An 18,401-nucleotide genomic window follows, 5' to 3' on the forward strand; every position below is an offset into this window, starting at 1 on the left:
CGCACCAGCCAAACGCAACCCGAGGCGCAGCGCCCGCCGGGAACACCTGACCCACCCGCGAGTGCTCCCCGGCGTTGTCGGTCGGGGTTCGGTGGGCGACGTGGTCGTCTTGGCGGGAGCTTCGGGGCAGTTGGAGTGCCGCATGCCAAGGGCCGTGCGTCGGGCGCCTGTGGGGCTCGGGTTGGGTAAAGGGCGGGGTTGTCAGCCCTCTCCGGATATCAGGGACAGGATGTGGGTGCGGCCTCGGTCGGTGAAGGCTGTTTCCAGGGTTTTGCGGTCGGATTCGGTGAAGGGGCGGTATGGGGTGGTCGTGTCCCCTCGGGGGTCGCGCCACCAGATGGGGTCGGTGGCCGTGTGCCAGGCCTGGCGGGTCAGGACTCTGGTGAGGATCTTGTTCGTGCTGGTTTGTGGGAGTGCTTCGGCGATCCGGATGTAGCGCGGGTGCCAGGCGCGGGACAGGTCCGGCTGGGCCGCCAGCCAGTCCGCGAAGGCGGCCGGGTCGAAGGTGGCGCCCTCGCGCAGGACCAGGGCCGCCATCGCCTGGTCGCCCGCCGCCTCGTCGGGCACGCCGTACACCGTCGCCACCGCCACGTCCGGGTGCCGGGACAGGATTCGGGCGACCGGCGCCGCGCCGAAGTTCTCCCCGCCGACGCGCAGCCACTCCCCCGTGCGGCCGGCGAAGAAGACCAGGCCGTCCTCGGTGCGGTAGGCGAGGTCGCCGCTCCAGTACCAGCCGTCGCGCATACGTTGCGCGGTCGCCGCCGTGTTGTTGTAGTAGCCCTCGAAGGTGCCCGCGCCGCCTACGTTGACCAGTTCGCCGACCGCCGCCTCGGTGTTGGTCATCCGGCCCGCCGCGTCGAAGGTGGCCGGCGGGCATTGCTCGCGCGTGTCCGGGTTCAGGATCCGGATGTCGCCGTTCGGCCGGCCCAGCGCGCCCGGCGGCATGTCCGGGACCGGGCTGAACGACAACCCGCCCTCGGTCGAGCCGAATCCGTCCCGCACCGTGCAGCCGAAGCGTCGGGCGAAGCGCTCGACGTCCTGCGGCCCGCCCTCGTTGCCGAACACGCGCGTCAGCGGGTTGTCCGCGTCGTCGGGGCGCTCGGGCGTGGCCAGGATGTACGACAGCGGCTTGCCCACGTAGTTGGCGTAGGTGACCCCGAACCGCCGCACGTCCGGCAGGAATCCCGACGCGGAGAACCGCCGCCGCAACACCAGTTCGGCCCCGGCCGCCAGCGCCGGCGCCCAGCACGTGACCACCGCGTTGGAGTGGAACAGCGGCATCGCGCAGTAGGCCACGTCCGTCCCGTCCAACCGCTCCATGGCCACCACGCTCGCCCCCTGCCCGGCGATCTTGCCCTGCGAGCAGATCACCGCCTTGGGGTGCCCGGTCGTCCCGGACGTCAGGATCAACATGAACGTGTCCTCGACCCCCGGCCGCTCGACCGGCGGCTCGACCCCCGCGTACGGCTCCAGCGCCCGTGCCCAGGCCGGATCGTCCACGCACAGCAGCCGGTCCGCCGGGAAGTCCGGCGCGGCGGTGCGCAGCTGCTCCAGATGCGCCGCGTCGGTCAGGACGAGCGAGCAGTCGGTGTGGTCGATGTCGCGCGCCAACTCGGCCCCGACCCGGGTCGGGTTCAGCCCCACGATCACCGCGCCGGACAGCGCCGCGGCGCCGAGCAGCAGCGGAAACTCGGGCACGTTCTCCAGCATCACCCCGATGTGCCATGGTCGACCCTCGACCCGCAGCGCCCGCAGCAGGGCGGCTCGACTCGCGGATTCGGCGACCACCTCGGCCCAGGTCCACGCCCGGTCCTCGTCGCGCAGACCGGCGCTGTGATCCCCGGCCCGCTCGCGTAGCAGTGCGTCCAGTGTGGTGCTCCAACGTCCAGACACGACAGGACTCCTGACGGACAGACAGACAAACGGACAGATGGATGAATGGGTGGGTGGATACACGGGGGACAAACCGACCGACGCACCTGCATGGCACGATCAAGCTTCTGCTTCGCGCAACCTAACCCGCGTGCGCGCGGATCGGAAGACGGCCAAGATCGATACCGGACCGGAACCACACCGAATGTGGCCTCGCTTGCCCGCACGTGACGCGTCGGACAGATTGAAGCCGTACGCATCGGGGGAGGCAGGCATGGACATGAGTATGGATTCGGGCATACCAGGCAGAATTCGCAGCGCACTTTTCCTTGACTTTGACAATATTTACAGCGGACTGCGGGAGACGGACCGCGCGTCCGCGGAGATTTTCGCCCGCAAACCGTCCCAGTGGTTGGAGTGGTTGGAGAACGAGGCGACCGAGCGCGGCCTGCGCCGATCGTTGCTCGTCCGCAACTGCTACCTCAACCCGGTGATGCACGACCGTTACCGGGCGTTCTTCACGCGGTCGGCCTTTCGCGTGATCGACTGCCCGCCGCTGACGGGCCGGGGCAAGAACAGTGCCGACATCCACATGGTGATGGACGTACTCGACACGCTCCAGCACTCGACCAGGTTCGACGAGGTGATCATCATGAGCGCCGACGCGGACTTCACTCCGGTCCTGCTGCGGCTGCGCAGCCACGACCGGCGCACGATGGTGATCGCCAGCGGTCCGGCCGCCCAGGCGTATGTCGCCGCGGGCGACGTGGTGATCAGCGACCAGGAGTTCATCGAGCGGGCGCTGCGCGACGAGATCGACGTGGCGCCGGCCGACGAGGGGGTGCGCGAGCAGGTGATGGCGCACGTACGCGAGCAACTCGACGGCTCCGAGGAGCCGATCGTGCTCGCCACCCTCGCCCACTCGGTGCTGCAACAGGTCGGTCGCGAGCAGGTCACCCGCACCCGCTGGGGCGGCGCGGCCACCTTCTCCTCGCTGCTCGAACTGATGCTGGAGCAGGGCACCGACGAGAAGTTGTCGATCAGTCGGGTCCCACCCGGGTACATCTACGACCGCACCCGACATCAGCCGCCCTCGGCTCGTCCCAACGGCCAGGGTCGGATGGACCACCTCCGCGAGCCGGTCCGCGACCTGATCGACCGGGTGGCCACGGTCACCGGCGCGCCGCGGCTGTCCCCGGAGGAATACCACGTGCTCTTCGCCGAGTTGCACGCCGAGGTCAGCGAGAACGGCTTCCAGGGCAACCAGACCTCGGGCGCGGTCCGCGACCGGTGTGCCGAGCGGATGCAGACCATCGCCCGCAAGGCGATCGCGTTCGTCACCACGGGCCTGGTCTACTCCGGCTACTGGTCCTCCACCGCACACCCGGTCGCCTCCGCCGACGACCTCGCCGTCGCCTTCCTGCGCAACGTCGAGACGCTGTGCGCGAACGCCCGCCTCTACCTCAACGACACCGAGCGCGCCCTCCTGGCCGAATGGCTGCTCGGCACCCCGAACACGGGCCACGCGAGCACGAACCACACGACCGCGCATCACGCGGGGGCCAACCACACGGCCGGCAACCCGGCCACCGCCGACCTCTCCACCGTCCCGGGCGCCGACAGCGCGTAGCCGGTCCGGCGGGTGCGACCCCGAGGGCGCACCCGCCGGACCGAAAAGGCGGCCCGCACCGGGGCCGCCCGCGCTAGAACTGCCCGCGCCGGTACAACCCGACCACCGCGGCGCCGCCGAGCCCGATGTTGTGGGTGAGCCCGACCTTGGCGTCGGCGACCTGGCGCGCGTCCGCCAGACCGCGCAGCTGCCAGCTGATCTCGGCGGCCTGGGCCAGCCCGGTGGCGCCCAGCGGGTGGCCCTTGGAGATCAGTCCGCCCGAGGGGTTGACCACCCAGCGCCCGCCGTACGTGGTGGCGCCCTCGGCGACGAGCTTGCCGCCCTCGCCCTCGCCGCACATGCCCAGCGCCTCGTAGGTGAGGATCTCGTTGATCGAGAAGCAGTCGTGCAGCTCGATCACGTCGACGTCCTCGATCCCCAGGCCGGACTGCTCGAAGACCTGCCGCCCGGCCGCCGCCGACATCGGCTTGCCCACCACGTCGATGCAGCTGTTCGAGGCGAAGCTCTCCTCGGTGTCGGTGGTCATCGACTGGGCCAGGATCTCGATCGCCTGCTCCTCCAGGCCGTGTTCGCGCACGAAGCGCTCGCTGACCACGACCGCCGCGGCGGCGCCGTCGGAGGTGGGCGAACACTGCAGCCGGGTGAGCGGCGAGTGGATCTCCTTGGCGGCCAGCACCTCGTCGAGCGAGTACTCGACCTGGAACTGCGCGTACGGGTTGTTCACCGAGTGCCGGTGGTTCTTGACCCCCACATGCGCGATCTGCTCGGCGGTGGTGCCGTAGCGGGCCATGTGCTCGCGCGCCGCGTTGCCGAAGATCTGCGCGGTCGGCGGCGCGGTCATCGAGAACCCGTGCGCGTCGCCCATGATCTTGTAGTGCCGGGCCACCGGCGACGTGGAGAAGTCGCCCTCGCCGCCCCCGCCCAGCGAGCCGCGCTTCATCTTCTCGAAGCCGATCGCGAGCACACAGTCGTTCAGCCCGCCGGCGACGAACTGACGGGCCATCATCAGCGCGCTGGAGCCGGTCGCGCAGTTGTTGTTCACGTTGTAGACCGGGATGCCGCTCAGGCCCAGCTCGTACACCGCGCGCTGACCGGCGGTGGACGCCTGGAAGCAGTAGCCGACCGGGGCCTGCTCCACCTTGTCGTAGCCGACGCCCGCGTCCGCGAGCGCCTTGCCACCGGCCTCCTTGACCATGTCCCAGTACTGCCAGTCGCGGCTCTCCGGCTTCTCGAATTTGGTCATGCCGACGCCGACGATGAACGCCTTTTGTGCCATGTCGCCAACTCCTACGGAAACGGATCAGGATCAGGATCGGGAAGGGAAGGGGAAGGGGAAGGGGAAGGGGAAGGGGAACGAAAACGGAAACCGACGGAACTACTTCTCGCTCGGCTGCGGATCCCTGGGCAGCCCGAGGATGCGCTCGCCGACCACGTTGAGCTGGACCTGCGTGGTGCCACCCGCGATGGTCAGGCAGCGGCTCATCAAAAAGCCGAACGCCGCCTTCTGGCCGTCCCCCTCGTCCACCGCGCCCAGCGGGCCGAGCAGTTCGAGGCTCAGCTCGGACTCGCGCTGCTGGTGCGGGGTGCCGACGAGCTTGCGTACCGACGCGCCCGCGCCCGGCTCCAGGCCGGACAGCCGGGCCAGCGTGGTGCGCAGCTCGATCAGCGCCAGCGAGGACGCCTCGGCCACCAGCGCGCCCAGGCGCTCCCGGAAGCCGCCGTCCACGAACTCGCCCGCCGGGCCGTTCACCGCCGCGACCAGATTCGCGATGCCCGCGCCGAACGAGCTGCCCGCGCCCATGTGCACCCGCTCGTTGCCGAGCGTGTTGCGGGCCACCTGCCAGCCGCCGTCGACCTCGCCGACGACCATCTCGTCCGGTACGAAGAGGTCTTCGAGGAAGATCTCGTTGAACATCGCCAGGCCGCTGATCTCCTTGAGCGGACGGATGTCCAGACCCGCCGAGGCCATGTCCACGATGAAGTACGTCAGGCCCTCGTGCTTGGGCTTGTCCGGCGAGGTGCGCGCGAGCAGGATGCCCCACTGCGACTCGCGGGCCCGCGAGGTCCACACCTTCTGGCCGTTGATCAGCCAGCCGCCCTCGGTCCGGGTCGCGCGCGTGGAGATCGCGGCCAGGTCGGAGCCCGCGCCGGGCTCGGAGAACAGCTGGCACCACTGGATCTCGCCGCGCAGCGTCGGCGGCGCGAACCGCTCCTGCTGGGCCTGCGTCCCGTAGGCGATCAACGACGGGATCACCCAGTTGCCCATGGTGATGTCCGGCAGCCGCACGCCCAGCGCCCTCATCTCCTGCTGGATCACCAACTGCTCGACCGGGCCGGCCCCGATGCCGTACGGCTTGGGCAGGTACGGCGCCGCGTAGCCCAACGGGGCCAGCCGCGCGCGCTGTTCGGCCCCGGACTCGCCGGCCACCTCGGCCAGGATCGCCCGCGCGGTGTCGCGCAGCCGCTCCGCCTCCTCGGGCAGGTCCAGGACCAGGTCCCGGCGCGCGCCGGCGCTCGCCAGCTCGGTCACCCGCAGCCGCCACCGCGCGGCGGGCCCCGCGTACTGGCGCAGGGTCAGCCCCCTGCGCAGGTAGATGTGCGCGTCGTGCTCCCAGGTGAAGCCGATGCCGCCGAGGATCTGTACGCAGTCCTTGGTCGTGGTGAAGGCCGCCTCGATCGCATACGTGGCGGCGATCGCGGCGGTCAGCGACCGGGTCGGCGCGTCCGAGCCCGCGTCGAACGCGCGCGCCGCGTCCCATGTGACCGCGCGCGACTGTTCGACCCGGACCAGCATGTCCGCGCACAGGTGCTTGATCGCCTGGAACTGCCCGATGGGGCGGCCGAACTGTTCGCGCACCTTGGCGTACTCGGTCGCCGTGTCGAGTGCCCACGCGGCCACGCCGCAGGCCTCGGCGGACATCAGTACGGCCGCCAGGTCGCGGGCCAGGGCCTCGTCCACCCCGGCCAGCACCCGCGTGGCCGGGACCACGGTGTCCACCGTCACCTCGGCGCCGCGCCGGGTCGGGTCCACGCTCTTGAGCGCCCGGACGTCGACGTTCGGCGCGTCCACCGCGACGTACACCACCGCGCCGTCGGCTCGGCGGGCCGCCAGCACCAGTACGTCGGCGAGCGCACCGCCCAGGATCGGCGTGGCCACCCCGCTCACCCGCAGCCCGCCCGCCTCCTCGGCGGCCGTCACGGTGTCGGGCCCGGTCGCGACCGCGCCGATCAGCGTGCCGTCGACCAGGCCGGGCAGCAGCTCCTTCGCCGCGTCGCCGCCGTCGGCCTGCAGCAGCGCCGAGGCCAGGACGGTGGGCAGGAACGGGCCGGGGAGCATGCCGAGGCCGGCCTGTTCGAGGGCCACCGCGGTCTCGACCAGGCCGTAGCCGGCGCCGCCGAACTCCTCGGCGACATGCATCCCGAGCAGGCCCTGCTCGGCGAGGGCCGGCCAGTGTGCGGGGCGCTCCTCGCCGTCCGCCTCCAGCACCCGGCGCACCTCCTGGATGGGTGCAACACGTTGCACCCATCCGCGTACCGATTCCGCCAGGGAGCGGTGCTCCTCCGTGATGCCGATGGCCATATCGCGCCTTCCATGACTTCCGTGACTGGGTCCAGTACTTGCGATAGTAGAACCCGTTTCAATTGTTGGGGACCCCGATGTGGCCCCCGACACGGTGGCGCGGGGGCGGCTGCGGCAGCATGGGGTCCGGCCGGCCGACGGCGGCCCGGCGGTGTACCGACCCGGCCCGCGTGGTCCGACCCAGGAGATCCCGACATGAGCACCATCGACCCCGCCGTGCGGGCCGCGTTCGAGGCCGCCACCGGATTCATGCCGGCCGACGAGGGCGACGCGTTGTACGCCGCGGCGGTCCTGGCGGCCCGGGTCGGCCCGCTGGTCGAACTGGGCACGTACTGCGGGCGGTCGACGATCCTGCTCGCCGCGGTCGCGCGCGACGCGGGCACGGTGGTGGTCACGCTCGACCACCACCGCGGCTCCGAGGAGCAGCAGCCCGGGTGGGAGTACCACGACCCGAATCTGGTCGATGCCGAACTGGGCGTGATGGACACGCTGCCGACGTTCCGCCGCACGCTGTATCGCAGCGGGCTCGAACCGTACGTGGTGGCCCTGGTCGGACACAGCCGCACGATCGCCCCGCTGTGGAACACCCCGGTGGGCCTGGTGTTCATCGACGGCGGGCACACCGACGAGCACGCGCAGGGCGACTACGAGGGCTGGGCGCCGCACGTCGCGGTCGGCGGACTGCTGCTGATCCACGACGTGTTCCCGGACCCGGCGGACGGCGGCCAGGCACCGTACCGGGTCTACCAGCGCGCACTCGCCTCCGGCGCGTTCGAGGAACTCCCGGGCCGAGGCTCGCTCCGGGTGCTGCGCCGCGTGGCGACCGGAATCTGACCGGAGCGGCTCACGGGCGGTCGCGGGAGGCAAACCGGGGGCGAACCGAGGGCGGCCCCGGCGAAACGACCCGGGGCAACCGAAGGTGGTCCGGCGAGTCATACCCCTGCCCGCCCGCCGCCGCTCCCCGGTCGGGTCGGCGGCGAAGCGGCGGCGATCCGGACCGCGATCCGTGCGGTCGACGCCCCGTCGTTCGGCGTCAAGATCGATTCGAGCCTGATTCGATTCCCGAAAGCAATCCGATCCGGTCCCGCGCGGGTCCCGTTTGCTGGGACAATGCCCATCCGAAAGGACGCGGGGGGATGGTCATGTCCGATCAGCATCAGCACGACGACGGGCCCGGCGAACCCGCGGCGGAGGGCGAGCGGTTCGAGACGGTCTGGGACCGGACGGCCGACGGCGGCGTGGGCGGCTGGGTGCGCCGCCGGATCACCGCCGGGCCGACCGCCGTGAACCCGGGCGCACCGCCGCGTCCGCATCACGAGCCCACCGCCCACCTGCCGGCCGTCACGCCGCCGGCGCGGCCCGGCACACCGCCGCCCGCGTCACCCGCGTCACCCGCGTCGCCCGACGAGCAGGACACCGTCGACAACCCGGCGGCGGCCCGCGGCATGCCCGCAGGCCCGCCACCGCCGGGGTGGCCGGTTTCCACCCCGCCTCTGGTGTCCACCCCGCCCCCGGTGTCCCCCCAGCCGCCCGCCGTCACCCCGCCGCCGGTGCCCGTGCCGCCTCCGCCGATGTCCCCGGACCCGTCGGCGCCGACCGCGGACTGGTACCGCCAGGACCCCGGGCACACCCCCGTCCACGGCATCCCGGGCGACCGGCCCGACCACGGCGTGCCGCCGGCCCGCGACGTCCCCGCCGCCCCGGACTGGTACCGCAGCGCCACCCCACCGGCCCCGGGCCCACTCTCGCCCACCCCGCCCGGCCCCTCGTTCGAGCGCACCCTCCTGTTCATCGTGGCCGCGGTCGTCCTGATCGCCGCCGTCGGCACCCTGTTCGCCCTGAAGCCGTGGGCGGAGGACGACAAGAAGCCGGCCGCCCACGACGCACCGAGCGTGGAATCCACCGCCGGCTCGACCTCCCCCTCCGGCAACGCCGCGGGCGCCCAGCCGGGCACCCCGTCGACCCCGCCGCCGGCCCTGCAGACCACGATCACCACCCCGCCGCCCGCGAGCCCCACACCGGACGGTCGCGCGCAGGCCGCCGCGTTGGACACCCTGCTCTCCCGCAGCGGTTCGTCCCGGCAGTCGGTGATCGACGCGGTGAACAACATCGGCTCCTGCTCGTCGCTGGCCGCGTCCCGCTCCGCGCTGCTCGACGCCGCCGCGCAACGTGACCAACTGGTCACCCAGTTGGACGCGATGCGCTTCGACGCCGCCCCCGAACTCCAGGCCGCCGCACCGACGTTGCGCACCGCGTGGACCGCCTCCGCGCGCGCCGACCGTTCGTTCGCCGCGTGGGCACAGTCCGCGACCGACTCGGGCTGTCCGGGCGCCCGGGCGCTCTACGACGAGGGCGCCACGATCAGTTCCGAGGCGTCCACCGCGAAGAAGTCGTTCGTGACGACCTGGAACGCCGTCGCCTCGCGCTACGGCCTCACGTCCAGGAGTGAACTTGACCTCTGACCGCCGCGACGATCGCGGCCGTCCCGACGACCCCGCTCCCCGCTACCGCCATCCCCCGGCCGCCGCCGACCCGTTCGGCCACGCGCCCGCGCGGGAGGCCCTGATCGAGGCGGCGCACGACCGCCTGCGCCGCCGTCGGCGGATCACCCTGACCGTGGCCGCCCTCGCGCTGGCCGCCGCCGGCGCCGGCACCATCGCGGTGGCCTGGCCGAGCGGGCACGACGCGGCGCGCACCGAGGCCGCCCACACGCGGTCGGCGACCGCGGCCGGCGACCCGCCGAGTACGCCCCACGCCGCGCCGGCCGACGGCGCGCCCGCCCCGAACGCGACCACCTCGACCGGCGAACCACCGCCCGCCGCCCCGGCGGAGACCCCCGCGACCGCGGCCGTCCCGCCCCCGCCCCGCGCCGCCGGCGGCGGACTCCCGCTGTCGGGGCGGGTGGTGGTGCTCGACCCGGGCCACAATCCGGGCAACGGCGGCCATTCCCGCGAGATCAACAAGCAGGTGTACGCGGGCGGGCTGACCAAGGAGTGCGACACCACCGGCACCGAGACCAACCAGGGTTACACCGAGGCCGAGTTCACCCTCGACGTGGCACACCGGGCGAAGCGCTTGCTGGAGGCCCAGGGCGCCACCGTGGTGTACACGTGGGAGACCGAGGCGTGGGGGCCGTGCGTCGACGAGCGCGCGGCGCGGGGCAACACGGCCAAAGCGGACGCGGTGGTGTCCATCCACGCCGACGGCGGTCCGGCCGGCGGGCGCGGCTTCCACGTCATCCTGCCCGCCGCGGTCAAGGACAAGAACGTCGACACCACGCCGATCCTGGCGCCCTCGCGCGACCTCGGCGGCCTGCTCGCCAAGGCGTTCCGGGCGGCCACCGGCACCTCCCCGGCCACCTACCTGGGCACCGACGACGGGCTGGTCACCCGTACCGATCTCGGCGGACTCAACCTGTCCACCCGACCCAAGGTGTTCATCGAATGCGGCAACATGCGCAACGCGTCGGACGCAGCGCAGTTCACCGACCCGAACTGGCGTGAGCGCGCCGCGTCCGGGATCGCGACCGGGATCACGGCCTATCTGTTGAAGGGGACGTGAGCCACGAGTCCCCTGTCCCCTAGGGTCGTTGCGATCGTCCCGGCGCGCGTGCGCGACGGTGACGCTCCCCGGTTCGCGACGTCCACGCGTGCCCGGCACCGCCGGACGGTTCCCGGTCGGGCCACGGACCACCGCGAGCCGCACGATCGGGCCCGGCGCGAGCCGCCCACGCACCGCACGTCGCCCGGCGCACCCCGCGCCGCCGGCGTCACGTCCCCCTCCGTATCGCCAAAGGAGCAACGTTGAACCGGAAAGGGATCACGAGGGGCGATGCGATCGTCATTCTCGCGATCGTCCTGATCTTCATCTTCTCGTTCTTCAAATACTACGAAGTCAGCGCCACCTCCCACGGCAGCAGCAGCATCGGCAGCGACGACGGGGACCTGCTCGGCGGCGGCCGCAGCGAGTCCAAGAATTGGAACGCCTGGACGGTCGACTTCTACCCGCTGATGCCGGCCGTCGTCCTGGTGCCGCTGCTGGCCGTGCTGCTCCTGGTCATCGGCCGTTTCACCGCGCAGCCGGACAAGCCGGCCCTGGGTCTGGCCCCGCGCCAGTGGGCGATCGCGTTCGGCGTCTCCGGCGCGATCAGCGGCTTCTTCGCCCCGTTCGGGGCGGGCGGCATGATCGGCGACATCGTCGAGGACTCGGCCCCGTCGCGCTTCGCGGTCGACTCCGGACCCACCGTCTTCGCCTGGCTGATGATGGTGGCCGGACTGATCGCGGCGCTGTTCCTGATCATCGGCGACCGCATCCCCAGCCTGGCGTCACCGCTGTTCAGCCCGGTCCCGCAGCAGCCGTGGGGCTACCCGCCGAACGCGACCGGCGGCTACCCGGTCCCGCTCGACCCGAACACCGGCCTGCCGATGGCGATCGACCCGAACACGGGCTACCCGCTGCCGAACGCCACCGGCGGCTATCCCGCGCCGCCCGGCTACCCGGCGACGGGGGCGGGCACCGCCGCCGCGCCGATGGCCGGCGTCCCCGCGCACATGCCGCCGCCCGACCCGTCCGGGTCGACCGCGGCGGCCCCCCAGGCCGCGCCCGGCACCACCGCGCCGGGCGCACCCGCCGCACCCGACGCACCGGGCGCCGCCGCACCGGTCGCCGTCGAGTCCGGCACCGGCGCACAGCCGGCCGTCGCCGAGACCGGCGCGCAGCCGCCGGAGTTCGCCCAGTTCTGGTTCGCCGTGCCCGAGGCCCGACCGCTGGCCCCCACCGAGGGCCTGTCCAAGGAGCCGGTGGCCACCCTGCGGACCGGTCAGTGGTACCTCGCCGTCGCCCCCCACCCGGGCGGCGTCCTGGTCGAGGCCGACGGCGTTCGCGGGGTCCTGAGCGACGTCTCCGGAATCCAACGCGGAGAATGACGGTATGTCAGGCCCCGGTGCCGGTGCGGGCGACCGTACCGGCACCGGGCCGCGGCGCGACCGCCGCGGTCCGTCGCGACACGCGCATGTCCACGCAGTACGAAAGCCCCGTCAGGGAGGAGCACGATGCCACGCAAAGGCGTCACCCGAGGTGATCTGATCGTCGCGGTGGCGGCGATCGGAGTTCTGGTCTTCTCGTTTCTCCCCTGGTACACGGTGACCGCCAAGGGCAGAGATCTCACCGAGGGCACCACCCACTACTCGGCGTGGATCGGCGACTTCACACCGCTCGCGCCCGCCGTCGTGCTGCTGTCCTCGATCTCGCTGGTGCTGCTGCTGATCGGCCGCTACACCTTCCGCCCCGGCTCGCCGCCGACCGAGATCCAGTTCGCCGGAGTCGCCCTGCGGCAGTGGGGCGTCGTGCTCGGCGTGGCGTCGGCGTGGAGCGCGGTGTGGGCCGTGCTGGGCGCGGACGGCGGCTACGACAAGCTGGCCCGCACCGCGCAGCGGATCGCCCGCGCCGGCGGCGACGCGCAGGCGACGGTGGACGCCACGCACGGCTACGGCGCGTGGGGGCTGGCCGGGTTCGCGGTGTTGCAGGCCCTGTTGCTGCTCACCGTGGACCGGATCGGCGGGCTGAACGTGCCGCTGGTGCGCCCGCGCGAAGCCGGCTGGCCCGGCTACCCCGGCGGCGGCTTCCCCGGCGCGCCCGGCGGCTATCCGCCCGGCCCGCCCGGAACCGGCGGCTTCCCGGTGCCGCCTCCGGTCGCGCCGCCCGTGTACGGCCCCTCGGGCAACACTCCCCCGCCGCAGACCCCGCCGATGCAGCCCCCGGCGATGCAGCCGCCCGCGGTGCAACCTCCGGTGCTGCTGCTCAAGTCGGACGACTCGGCGGCGAATCCGGCGATCGGCGCGGACCGGGTTCCGGCCGCCACGGGCGCGGACGCCCGGGACTCGGCGGCCGACTCCGGCGATCCGGGCACGTTCGAACAGTACTGGCTGGCCGTGCCCGAACCCCGCACGCTGCGGCCGCTCGACGTCTCCGGCGCCGCGCCGGCCACGCTGCACCCCGGGGTCTGGTACCTCGCGGTGGGCGTGCGCGACGACGGCATCGTCATCGATATCGACGGCGTTCAGGGCGTGTTGACCGACCTGACGGGTGTTCAGCGCGGCGAGTAGACATCCGTGGAAAATGCCCCCATACGGTGTGTCGTATGGGGCCGGGGCACAGATCGTTCCCCCGTCTGGCACAGTGTCCCCGGACCAATGCACCGAGGACGCGCGGGGGCGATGTCGGTGGCACGACTTGGGTCGCCCCCGTACGCTGTCGGCGCCCATCCCCCTCGGGAGGAGTATTCAGTGGACGTCAGAAAGCTCTCGCGTGGCGACGCGGTCATCGGGGTCGCCGCCGTGCTCATCTTCATTTTCTCGTTCTTCGACTACATCGGTGTCAAGGGCGAGGTTCCCCGGGGCTTCGACGGCTCTTGGAGCGCCTGGTCGGGCACCATGGCACCGGTCATCTTCGCGTGCGTGCTGACCCCGATCATCGCGGGTGCGCTGTTCATCCTCGGCGGGCTGCTTCCGCAGCTGCGGGACAAGCAGATCCTCGGCCTGACCGCTCGTCAGTGGGCCCTGCCGCTCGCGGTGGTCTCGCCGATCAACGCCCTGTGGTCGATCGGCCGCGCCTCCGACGGCCTGGAGATGAAGGCCGGCGGCATCCTCATCGTGTTGCTGGTCCTCGTGCTCAGCGGCGCCCTGATCGCCACCAGCGTGGTGCCGGCCCTCCAGGCGCCGCTGCTCGGCGCGGGTGGTCCGGGCGCGGGTGCGGGTCAGCCCGGCCAGTACGGCGGCCCGCAGGGTCAACAGCAGTTCGGCGGCGCGCCCTACGGCGGCCCGCAGGGCCCCCAGGGTCAGCAGCCGTACGGCGGCGCCCCGCAGCAGGGCGGCTTCGGCGGCCCGGCGCCGCAGGGTCCCCAGGGACCGCAGGGCGGCTTCGGTGCCCCGGGCCCGCAGGGCCCCGGCGGTGGGCAGCAGCCCGCCCCGGGCGGTGCGCCGTTCCAGCCCTTCTGGTTCTCGGTGCCGGACTCGCGTCCGATGCTGGACGAGCACACCAACCAGGAGAAGGGCGTGCTGAACACGGGCGTCTGGTACCTGGCGGTGGCCGAGCACCCGAACGGCCTGCTCGTCGAGGTCGACAACGTGCGCGGCGTGCTGCAGAACACGATGGGTATCCAGCGCTCGTGACACCGGTGCTCCCGAGGAACCGGTAATACCGAGACCCCGCGAACAGACCCAGGCAAGGGCGTCGTCCACTCCGGACGGCGCCCTTTCGCCTGTCCGCGGGCGGGCCGGGCCGGTCCCCGGGGGAGGCGGCCTCCCCGAAAAGTAAAACGTGTTCTAGTCTGCGGAGGCGATTCACCGCGCCGCGTCACGCCGCGCCGCGCGGTTCCGTACGACTTCGGGCAACCGTGGGCAAACATGGAGGTACCGCCATGAGGCTGGGTCTGACGTTCGGGTACTGGGGCCGCGGCCCGTCCGCCGACTTCGTCGAGACGGCGCGCGAGGCCGAACGCCTCGGCTTCGACTCGGTCTGGACCGCCGAGTCGTGGGGCTCGGACGTGTTCACCCCGCTGACCTGGATCGCGGCCAACACCTCGCGGATCGCCCTGGGTACCGCCGTCACCCAGATGACCGCCCGCACCCCCACCGCGACCGCGATGCACGCGTTGACCCTGGACCACCTGTCCGGCGGGCGGATGATCCTGGGCCTCGGGCTCTCCGGGCCGCAGGTGGTCGAGGGCTGGTACGGGCGGCCGTTCCCGAAGAGCCCGCTGACCTTCACCCGCGAGTACGTGGACGTGATCCGCCAGGTGTTGCGCCGCGAGGGGCCGGTGGTGGCCGAGGGCCGCTACGCGCGGCACCCGTACGCGGGCGAGGACGGCAGCGGGCTCGGCAAGCCGCTCAAGTCGATCACCCACCCGCTGCGCGCGGACCTGCCGATCTTCCTCGGCGCCGAGGGGCCGAAGAACGTGCATCTGACCACACGAATCGCGGACGGCTGGCTGCCGTTGCACTGGGCGCCGACCCGTCCCGAGGTGTACGCGGACGCGCTGCGGGACAAGCCGGCGGGCTTTCGGATCGCGCCGATGGTGCAGGTGGCGCTCGGCGACGACGTCGAGCGGGCGATGTTCCCGATCAAGGCGGCGATGGGCTTCTACGTCGGCGGGATGGGCGCGAAGAACAAGAACTTCCACGCGGACCTGATGCGCCGGTTCGGCTACGCCGAGGAGGCGGATCGGATCCAGGAGTTGTTCGCGGCCGGCAAGCGCGACGAGGCGATCGCCGCAGTACCGAGCGCCTTCGTCGACGAGATCGCGCTCGTCGGGCCGGCGGCCCGGATCCGCGAACGTTTCGCCGCGTGGGCCGCCGACCCGCACGTCACCGACATGATCGTCACCACGCGCGACCCGGAGGCGCTGCGCCTGCTGGCCGACCTCGCGTCCTGATCCGGGTCACCGGTCCGGGTCCGCGGTCTAGGTGGCCGTCGACATGCACAGTTCCTGTCCCCGGGAGGGCAGCGGATAGTAGACCGGGGACCGGGCCGGGCAGGTGGGGCCGGTGGACGAGGGCATCGGATGGATCTCGTCGATGCGCAACCGGCCCTGGCCGTCCCGTTGGAAGGCGCCCTGGCACGGTACGAGCGCGGCCAGGAAGGCCCACTGTCGCCCGTCGCGCACCTCCGCCGGCACACACTCGCCGGGCCGGAAGATCCGCTCCAGGCACAGTGCGGGCTGCCCGGGCGCGATCGGCCACCGGCTGCGGCCGTCGGTGCTCATGCAGTCCGCCGTGCCGCCGCCGGCCGCGGTGCGGGCCAGCACCCGCTGCCGCGCCGCCGGATCCTCACAGGGCAGCGTGCGCGGTCCGGCGGGCCGCCAGGTCGGCGATCCGTCGCCGGCGAAGTCCACGCAGGCGCCGACCTGTACCGAGGCCACGAAGGCCGCGACCGGATCGCCGGAGGCACCGGCGGTCGGCACCCCGGCGGGGCCCATCGCCCCGCGCTCCCGATCCTCGTGTCCCCGCTCGTAGGCGACCCCGGCCAGCAGCCCGCCCACCAGCGCGATCACCACGAGCACGGCCACCAGTACCCAACTGGCCCCGCCACCACCCTCGTGCCCCTCGGCCGGCTCGGGCAGGTCGTAGGGGTCCTGCCGATCGTCGCTGTCGTCGATCCGCGGCACCATCGCCTGGACGATCTTGGCGAGTTGCATCGTCTCGGTGGTCTCGGGGGCGCCGGAGCCGTCGGGTGCGGGTGCGGCCGGCTTCGCCGGGGTCGGCGCGGCGGCTTTCGGGTCCGATCCGGCCTCGTCCGATCGTCGCGGTTCCGCCGGGTCCGGGTTCGACCCGGCGTCGGCCGCGGCGGAGTCGACGGGCTCGTCCGGCTCCTCCGGCTCCTCCGGCTCGTCCGGCTCGTCCTTGTCGACCGGCTCGTCCGGTCCGAGGCGGTCCGCGAGTGGCACGGTCGGCGGGTCGCCGACCAGGCGGCCGCGGCGGTGGTACGCGTCGATCAACTCCAGGGCGGCGCCCGGGAGCCACGAGGCGGCCCCGTAGGCCCCCTCCCGAGCCGTCACCGCCCCGGCGGCCCCCTCCAGCAACTCCCGCGCCGTGGGCCGGGCCTCCGGATCACGCACCAGGCAGGACCGGATCAGGTCGACGACCTCGGCCGGTACATCGGCCAGTTCGGGCTCGCCGGTCGCCACGCTCCGCCGAATCGCCGCCTCCCCCACACCGGAGTGCGGAGGATGTCCGGTCGCCGCGAAACACAGCAGCGCGCCGAGCGCGTAGATGTCGGAGGCCGGCACCGGCTCCTCACCGCGCGCCTGTTCGGGCGCGAGGTAGCCGGGCGCGGCGAGCGGGGCGTCAGGGCGCGCGCCCGTGATCCCGAATCCGGTCACCCTCGGCCCGTCGGAGGCCACCACGATCTGCGCGGGCCGCAGGTCGCCGTGGACCAGCGACGCCTGATGGATCGTCACCAACCCCTCGGCGATCCCGGCCGCGAGCCAACGCACCGCGTCGGGCGTCAGCGGCCCACACGAGATCACCAGGTCGGCGAGCGAGGGCGCCGGCACGTACACCGAGGCCACCCACGGATTGCGGGCCGCCCCGCCGCTGCCGATCACCTCGATCACACCGGGCCCGCGCACCTTCTGCGCGCGCTTGATCCCCTGCTGCTCGCCGTACAACATCCGAACGGCCATCGGCCGCCCGGCTCCGGTCCGCGCCAGATACACCCAGCCGGGACTACCGACCCCCAGCAGCCCCACCACCGTGTAGGGCCCTATTCGATCCCCAGGCTCCAACCCAGCCGCCATACCCACCTCGTCACCCGAACAACCCAGCCCCCCTGCTCAAACCCTATTGCCGCACCCCCACCCCCAAGACCACGGCCACCCAACGCTCGAACGGCAAGCCAACACCCCAAGCCCCGAATCACGGCGAAGGTGAAGCGAGCGGGGCAGGACGCGGGGGCCGCGAGGTGAGCGGGGCAAGACGCCAGAGTCGGGAAGCGAGGCGGAGCACCGGAGCCGCAGGGTGAGCGAGGCGGGACGCCGGAGCCGCGGGGTGAGCGGGGCGAGACGCCAGAGTCGGGTCGCGGGGCGGGACGCCGAGCTGCGGGGTGAGCGGGGCGAGACGCCAGAGTCGGGGAGCGGGGCGGAGCACCGAAACCGCAAGGCGAGCCGGGCGAGACACCAGAGTCGGCGAATGAGCCAGGCGGAGACCGGGGTTGGAGAACAAGGCGGAGCACAGGAGCCGCAGGGTGAGCGAGGCGAGACGCCAGAGTCGGGGAGCGAGGCGGAGCACCGAAACCGCAAGGCGAGCCGGGCGGAACGCCAGAGTCGGCGAATGAGCCAGGCGGAGACCGGGGTTGGAGAACAAGGCGGAGCACAGGAGCCGCAGGGTGAGCGAGGCGAGACGCCAAGGTCAGGGAGCGGGCGGAGCGCCGGAGCCGCAGGGCACGCCGGACGAGACACCAGAGTCGGGTCACGGGGCGGAGCGCCGGAGTCGCGAGGCGAGCCGGGCGAGACGCCAGAGTCGGCGAGTGAGCCAGGCGGAGCGCCGGAGTCGCGAGGGCGGCGTTGCCTTTTATTGGGCGCTCCGCGCCGGCTCGCGAGGCACCACTTTTCTGCTCCCCCGCTTCGCTCCTCCGCAGAAAAGCGGCCCCTCGCTCGGGGCCGGGTGTCCCTCCGCTTCGCTCCGGGCCACCCGGCCCAAAACTTGCGGCTCCGCCGCTCTCCGCGCTTCGCGCGTCGATCCCGAGGGCAGCCCGGGTCGTGGGCGCTGACGCGCCGAAGCCGGCGGCCGAAGGCGGAAGCCGGTCGTCGCTTCGGCCGCAGAG

At 72.8% G+C, this 18,401-nt stretch carries 12 protein-coding genes; 8 read left to right on the forward strand and 4 right to left on the reverse strand.

Annotated elements, in window-relative coordinates; all coding sequences use genetic code 11:
* Positions 1 to 201: 201 nt before the first annotated feature.
* Positions 202 to 1,893 carry a long-chain-fatty-acid--CoA ligase gene (locus ACFRCG_RS15395; protein WP_380031734.1) on the reverse strand — a complete coding sequence of 564 codons (1,692 nt, stop codon included), beginning with the start codon at positions 1,891 to 1,893 and terminating at the stop codon, positions 202 to 204.
* Positions 1,894 to 2,158: 265 nt separating this feature from the next.
* Between ACFRCG_RS15395 and ACFRCG_RS15400 the strand changes: the two genes are divergently transcribed.
* Positions 2,159 to 3,502 carry an NYN domain-containing protein gene (locus ACFRCG_RS15400; protein WP_380031767.1) on the forward strand — a complete coding sequence of 448 codons (1,344 nt, stop codon included), beginning with the start codon at positions 2,159 to 2,161 and terminating at the stop codon, positions 3,500 to 3,502.
* Positions 3,503 to 3,575: 73 nt separating this feature from the next.
* On the opposite strand, the gene ACFRCG_RS15405 is transcribed toward ACFRCG_RS15400, so the two are convergent.
* Together ACFRCG_RS15405 and ACFRCG_RS15410 are read right to left on the reverse strand one after the other, a co-directional pair.
* Positions 3,576 to 4,778, reverse strand: a complete 1,203-nt coding sequence (locus tag ACFRCG_RS15405; protein WP_078975061.1) for a lipid-transfer protein — start codon at positions 4,776 to 4,778, stop codon at positions 3,576 to 3,578.
* A gap of 99 nt (positions 4,779 to 4,877) precedes the next feature.
* A complete protein-coding gene (locus tag ACFRCG_RS15410; protein WP_380031736.1) occupies positions 4,878 to 7,082 on the reverse strand; it encodes an acyl-CoA dehydrogenase in 2,205 nt (734 codons plus the stop codon).
* A 195-nt stretch (positions 7,083 to 7,277) separates the two neighbouring features.
* Here ACFRCG_RS15410 and ACFRCG_RS15415 point away from each other — a divergent pair, with 195 nt between their 5' ends.
* The 7 genes from ACFRCG_RS15415 to ACFRCG_RS15445 all read left to right on the forward strand — a co-directional run bounded on the left by ACFRCG_RS15415 (position 7,278) and on the right by ACFRCG_RS15445 (position 15,513).
* Positions 7,278 to 7,916, forward strand: a complete 639-nt coding sequence (locus tag ACFRCG_RS15415) for a class I SAM-dependent methyltransferase (RefSeq protein ID WP_380031738.1) — start codon at positions 7,278 to 7,280, stop codon at positions 7,914 to 7,916.
* Between the two features lie 308 nt (positions 7,917 to 8,224).
* On the forward strand, positions 8,225 to 9,544 hold the full coding sequence (locus ACFRCG_RS15420; protein WP_380031741.1) for a hypothetical protein: 1,320 nt from the start codon (positions 8,225 to 8,227) through the stop codon (positions 9,542 to 9,544).
* Positions 9,545 to 9,647: 103 nt separating this feature from the next.
* Entirely contained in the window at positions 9,648 to 10,643 is a 996-nt protein-coding gene (locus ACFRCG_RS15425; protein ID WP_380031769.1) for an N-acetylmuramoyl-L-alanine amidase, read from the forward strand.
* 242 nt (positions 10,644 to 10,885) lie between these two features.
* Entirely contained in the window at positions 10,886 to 12,007 is a 1,122-nt protein-coding gene (locus ACFRCG_RS15430) for a hypothetical protein (protein WP_380031744.1), read from the forward strand.
* Positions 12,008 to 12,133: 126 nt separating this feature from the next.
* Entirely contained in the window at positions 12,134 to 13,186 is a 1,053-nt protein-coding gene (locus tag ACFRCG_RS15435) for a hypothetical protein (protein ID WP_380031746.1), read from the forward strand.
* A gap of 180 nt (positions 13,187 to 13,366) precedes the next feature.
* Positions 13,367 to 14,251, forward strand: coding sequence for a hypothetical protein (locus tag ACFRCG_RS15440; RefSeq protein ID WP_380031747.1), 885 nt, complete (start codon positions 13,367 to 13,369; stop codon positions 14,249 to 14,251).
* Between the two features lie 248 nt (positions 14,252 to 14,499).
* Complete coding sequence (locus ACFRCG_RS15445; protein ID WP_380031749.1) at positions 14,500 to 15,513, forward strand: LLM class F420-dependent oxidoreductase; 1,014 nt, start codon at positions 14,500 to 14,502, stop codon at positions 15,511 to 15,513.
* Between the two features lie 27 nt (positions 15,514 to 15,540).
* Here the strand turns inward: ACFRCG_RS15445 and ACFRCG_RS15450 are convergent, their stop codons facing one another.
* Positions 15,541 to 17,376 (reverse strand): serine/threonine-protein kinase, encoded by a 1,836-nt coding sequence (locus ACFRCG_RS15450; RefSeq protein ID WP_380031751.1) that lies wholly within the window; start codon positions 17,374 to 17,376, stop codon positions 15,541 to 15,543.
* Positions 17,377 to 18,401: the final 1,025 nt, after the last annotated feature.

Source organism: Embleya sp. NPDC056575, from assembly GCF_042793325.1.
Lineage (GTDB): Bacteria > Actinomycetota > Actinomycetes > Streptomycetales > Streptomycetaceae > Embleya.